Raw genomic sequence first — 3,787 nt, 5'->3', positions numbered from 1 at the left:
GCGCCGAGGTGGTCGCCGACGAGTTGGGCCGGCACCAGGCCGCGGTGGCGCGCCGGGTCGAGGCGGAGGTCCTCGACCGGGCCGGCCAGTTGACCGGCCCGCGGCTGCGGCAGGCACTCAAGCGCGCCCTGCACCGGGTCGCCCCGGTCACCATGGAGCAACGCCGCGACGACGCCGCGGCCACCCGGCAGGTCACGATCGCTCCGGCGACCGACGGGATGGCCTGGCTGGAGGCCTACCTGCCGGCCGAGGACGCCGCCGCGCTGGAGGCCGCGATCGAAGCCGCCGCGGCGGCGATGAAGCGCACCGCGCCCGGCGACCGGCGCACGCTGGGCCAGCGCCGCGCCGACGCGCTGGCCCAGATGGGCTGGCTGGCGCTGCGCACCGGGCGGCTGGGCGGCTGCCCCTGCGGCCGGGGGCAGCGGCTGGATCGCCGGCACCGCCGCCCGGTCACCGTGCAGGTGACGGTGGCGGCCACCACCCTGCTCGGGCTGGACGAGCAACCCGGCCAGCTCGCCGGCTACGGGCCGGTGCCGGCCTCGGTGGCCCGCCGGCTGGCGGCCGGGGGCACCTGGCGGCGGCTGCTCACCGACCCGGCCTCGGGCACGGTCCTCGACTACGGACGCACCCGATACCCGCCGCCACCGGACCTGGTCGACCACGTGGTGGCCCGCGACCGGACCTGCCGCTGGCCCGGCTGCGACCGGCCCGCCGCCACCGCCGAGATCGACCACACCACCCCCTACCCGCACGGCGCCACCGCCGCCGACGACCTCGGCCCGTTCTGCAAGAACCACCACATCGGCAAACACCACAGCCGATGGCGGGTCCGCCAACCCGAACCCGGCCGATACGAATGGACCAGCCCCACCGGACACACCTACACCATCGACCCCGAACCACTCGGCCCGGCCGAACCGGACCCACAGCCGCCAGGCACCGGTCCGCCCGACGCCGGTCCGCCCGACGACCCACCCTTCTGAGGCCGGGGACGATCATGGGCTGGCACAACCCGCCGATTCCGTGGAAGGAGTTCGAGCGCCGCCTGTCCTGGGGCGCCCGAACCTCCCTGCCGCCTCCGGACGAGCCGGACGACGGTCCGCACTCGAAGGTCCGCCGGCTTCCGCAGCGACCGCAGCAGGTACCGGCGGATTCGGCTCCGCCCGAGTCCGCCGGGGGAGATGGCGCACCGGCCTGGGCCGAGCTGCACTGCCACTCCTCGTACAGCTTCCTCGACGGTGCCTCCGACCCCGATGCGCTGGTCGCCGAGGCTGCCCGGCGAGGAGTCGAGGCGCTGGCGCTCACCGACCACGACGGCATGTACGGGGTGGTCCGGCTCGCCGAGGCCGCCCGGGGGTCCGGGGTCGGGACCATCTTCGGCGCCGAGCTGAGCCTCGGGCTGTCCGAGCGCCAGAACGGGATCCCCGACCCCGAGGGCAGCCACCTGCTGGTCCTGGCCCGCGACCCCGAGGGGTACGGCCGTCTGGCCGGCGCCATCACCACCGCCCAGATGCGCGGGGGAAAGGGCCGCCCGGTCTACGACCCGACCGAGCTGGCGGCGGCACATGGCGGGCACTGGGTGGTGCTCACCGGCTGTCGCAAGGGCGCCGTACCGGCTGCGCTCACGACCGGCGGTCCGGATGCGGCGGAGGCGGAGCTGTGCGCGCTGGTCGAGATGTTCGGGCGCGACAACGTCGTGGTCGAGCTGACCGACCACGACCAGCCCCTCGACGACGCCCGTAACGACGCGCTGTTCGCGCTGGCCCGCCGCGTCGACGTGGGGGTGGTGGCGTCGAACAACGTCCATTACGCGGCCCCCGCCGATGCGCCGCTGGCTCAGGTGCTCGCAGCCGTCCGCGCGCGCAGCAGCCTCGACGGCATGACCGGATGGCTGCCGGCCACCGGCACCGCGCACATCCGCTCGGGCACCGAGATGGCCGCCCGCCTGACCAGGTTCCCGGGCGTCCGCGAGGCCACCGTCGAGCTGGCGCGCCAGTGCGTCTTCGACCTGAGCGTCGTCGCACCCGACCTGCCCGCCCGACAACTCGGGGAAGGACACACCGACGCCACCTGGCTGCGGCTGCAGGTCGAGGACGGTGCCCGGCGACGCTACGGCGAGCGCGGCGCACCGGGGATGGCGGCGATCTACCGCCAGCTCGACCACGAGCTCGACGTCATCGAGCGGCTGAACTTTCCCGGCTACTTCCTCATCGTCCACGAGATCACCCAGTTCTGCGAGAAGCGCGGCATCCTCTGCCAGGGTCGGGGATCGGCGGCCAACTCGGCGGTCTGCTACGCGCTGGGCATCACCGCCGTCGACCCGATCAAGCAGCGCCTGCTCTTCGAGCGGTTCCTCACCGACGCCCGGGTCGGCCCGCCCGACATCGACATCGACATCGAGAACGCCCGCCGCGAGGAGGTCATCCAGCACGTCTACGACACCTACGGTCGCGACCGCGCCGCCCAGGTGGCCAACGTCAACACCTACCGCCCCAAGATGGCCGTGCGTGACGCCGCCCGGGCCCTCGGCTACAGCCCCGGCCAGGCTGACGCATGGACTCGGCGGATCGACTTCCGGATCGGCCCGCAAGACGGCCCACGCGGGGAGAAGGCGCCCGCGGGCCCGTTGCCGATGCCGGCCGAGGGCGACGACGACGAGATGCCCCCACTACTGGCCACCCTGGTCGCGCAGATGCTGCGGCTGCCGCGGCACCTGTCGATCCACTCCGGGGGGATGGTGCTCTGCGACCGCCCGGTCGGCGAGGTGTGCCCGGTCGAATGGGCGACGATGCCCGGCCGCAGCGTCCTGCAGTGGGACAAGGACGACTGCGCCGCCGCCGGCCTGGTGAAGTTCGACCTGCTGGGCCTGGGCATGCTCTCCGCGTTGCGGGAGTCCTTCGGCCTGCTCCGCGACCACCATGACCTGACGCTGAGCCTGCACACCGTCCCCGAGGACGACACCGGCGTCTATGACATGCTCTGCGACGCCGACTCGGTCGGGGTGTTCCAGGTCGAGTCGCGGGCGCAGATGGCCACCCTGCCCCGCCTGAAGCCCCGGAAGTTCTACGACCTCGTGGTGGAGGTGGCGCTGATCCGGCCGGGCCCGATCCAGGGCGGTTCGGTCCATCCCTTCATCCGGCGGACCAACGAGCAGGAGGACGTCACCTACCCGCACGAGACGATGCGGCCTGCGCTCGAGCGCACCCTGGGCGTCCCGTTGTTCCAGGAGCAGATGATGCAGTTGGCCATCGACTGCGCCGACTTCACCGCGAAGGAGTCCGACGAGCTCCGCCAAGCCATGAGCTCCAAGCGCTCACCGGAACGGATCCAGCAGTTACGTCAGCGGCTGCTGGACGGAATGGCGGCCAAGGACATCCCGGCCGACATCGCCGAGGACATCTACAGCAAGCTCTTCGGGTTCGCCAGCTACGGCTTTCCCGAGTCCCACGCCTACAGCTTCGCCTACCTCGTCTACGCCAGCGCCTACCTCAAGCGGTACTACCCGGCCGCGTTCACCGTGGCGCTGCTGAACAACCAGCCGATGGGCTTCTATGCACCACAGAGCCTGATCGCCGACGCCCGCCGGCACGGGGTCGTGGTCCGCGGCGTCGACGTCAACGCCAGCGCCGCCGATGCCACGCTGGAGGAACCGGTACCGGTCTCCTGCAGCCATCCCCATGCGCCGAGCGAGCCACAGCCGGCGATCCGGCTCGGCCTGTCCACGGTCCGCAACATGGGCGAGGAGTTGGCCGAGGCCATCGCCGCCGGCCGTCCCTATGCCGACCTC

Annotated in this window: 2 protein-coding genes; both read left to right on the top strand. The window is 72.7% G+C overall.

From position 1 onward, the window contains the following. Window positions 1–983 (top strand): DUF222 domain-containing protein (locus VF468_26245; GenBank protein ID HEX5881788.1); only part of this gene is annotated, 983 nt, incomplete at its 5' end. A 14-nt stretch (window positions 984–997) separates the two neighbouring features. Next, window positions 998–3,787, top strand: a 2,790-nt coding sequence (locus tag VF468_26240; protein HEX5881787.1) for an error-prone DNA polymerase, incomplete at its 3' end; no start/stop codon positions are given.

The sequence above is a fragment of the Actinomycetota bacterium genome (assembly GCA_036280995.1).
Classification (GTDB): domain Bacteria; phylum Actinomycetota; class CALGFH01; order CALGFH01; family CALGFH01; genus CALGFH01.
The sequence above is the reverse complement of the archived record's forward strand: the minus strand, read 5'-3'. Positions and strand labels throughout refer to the sequence as shown.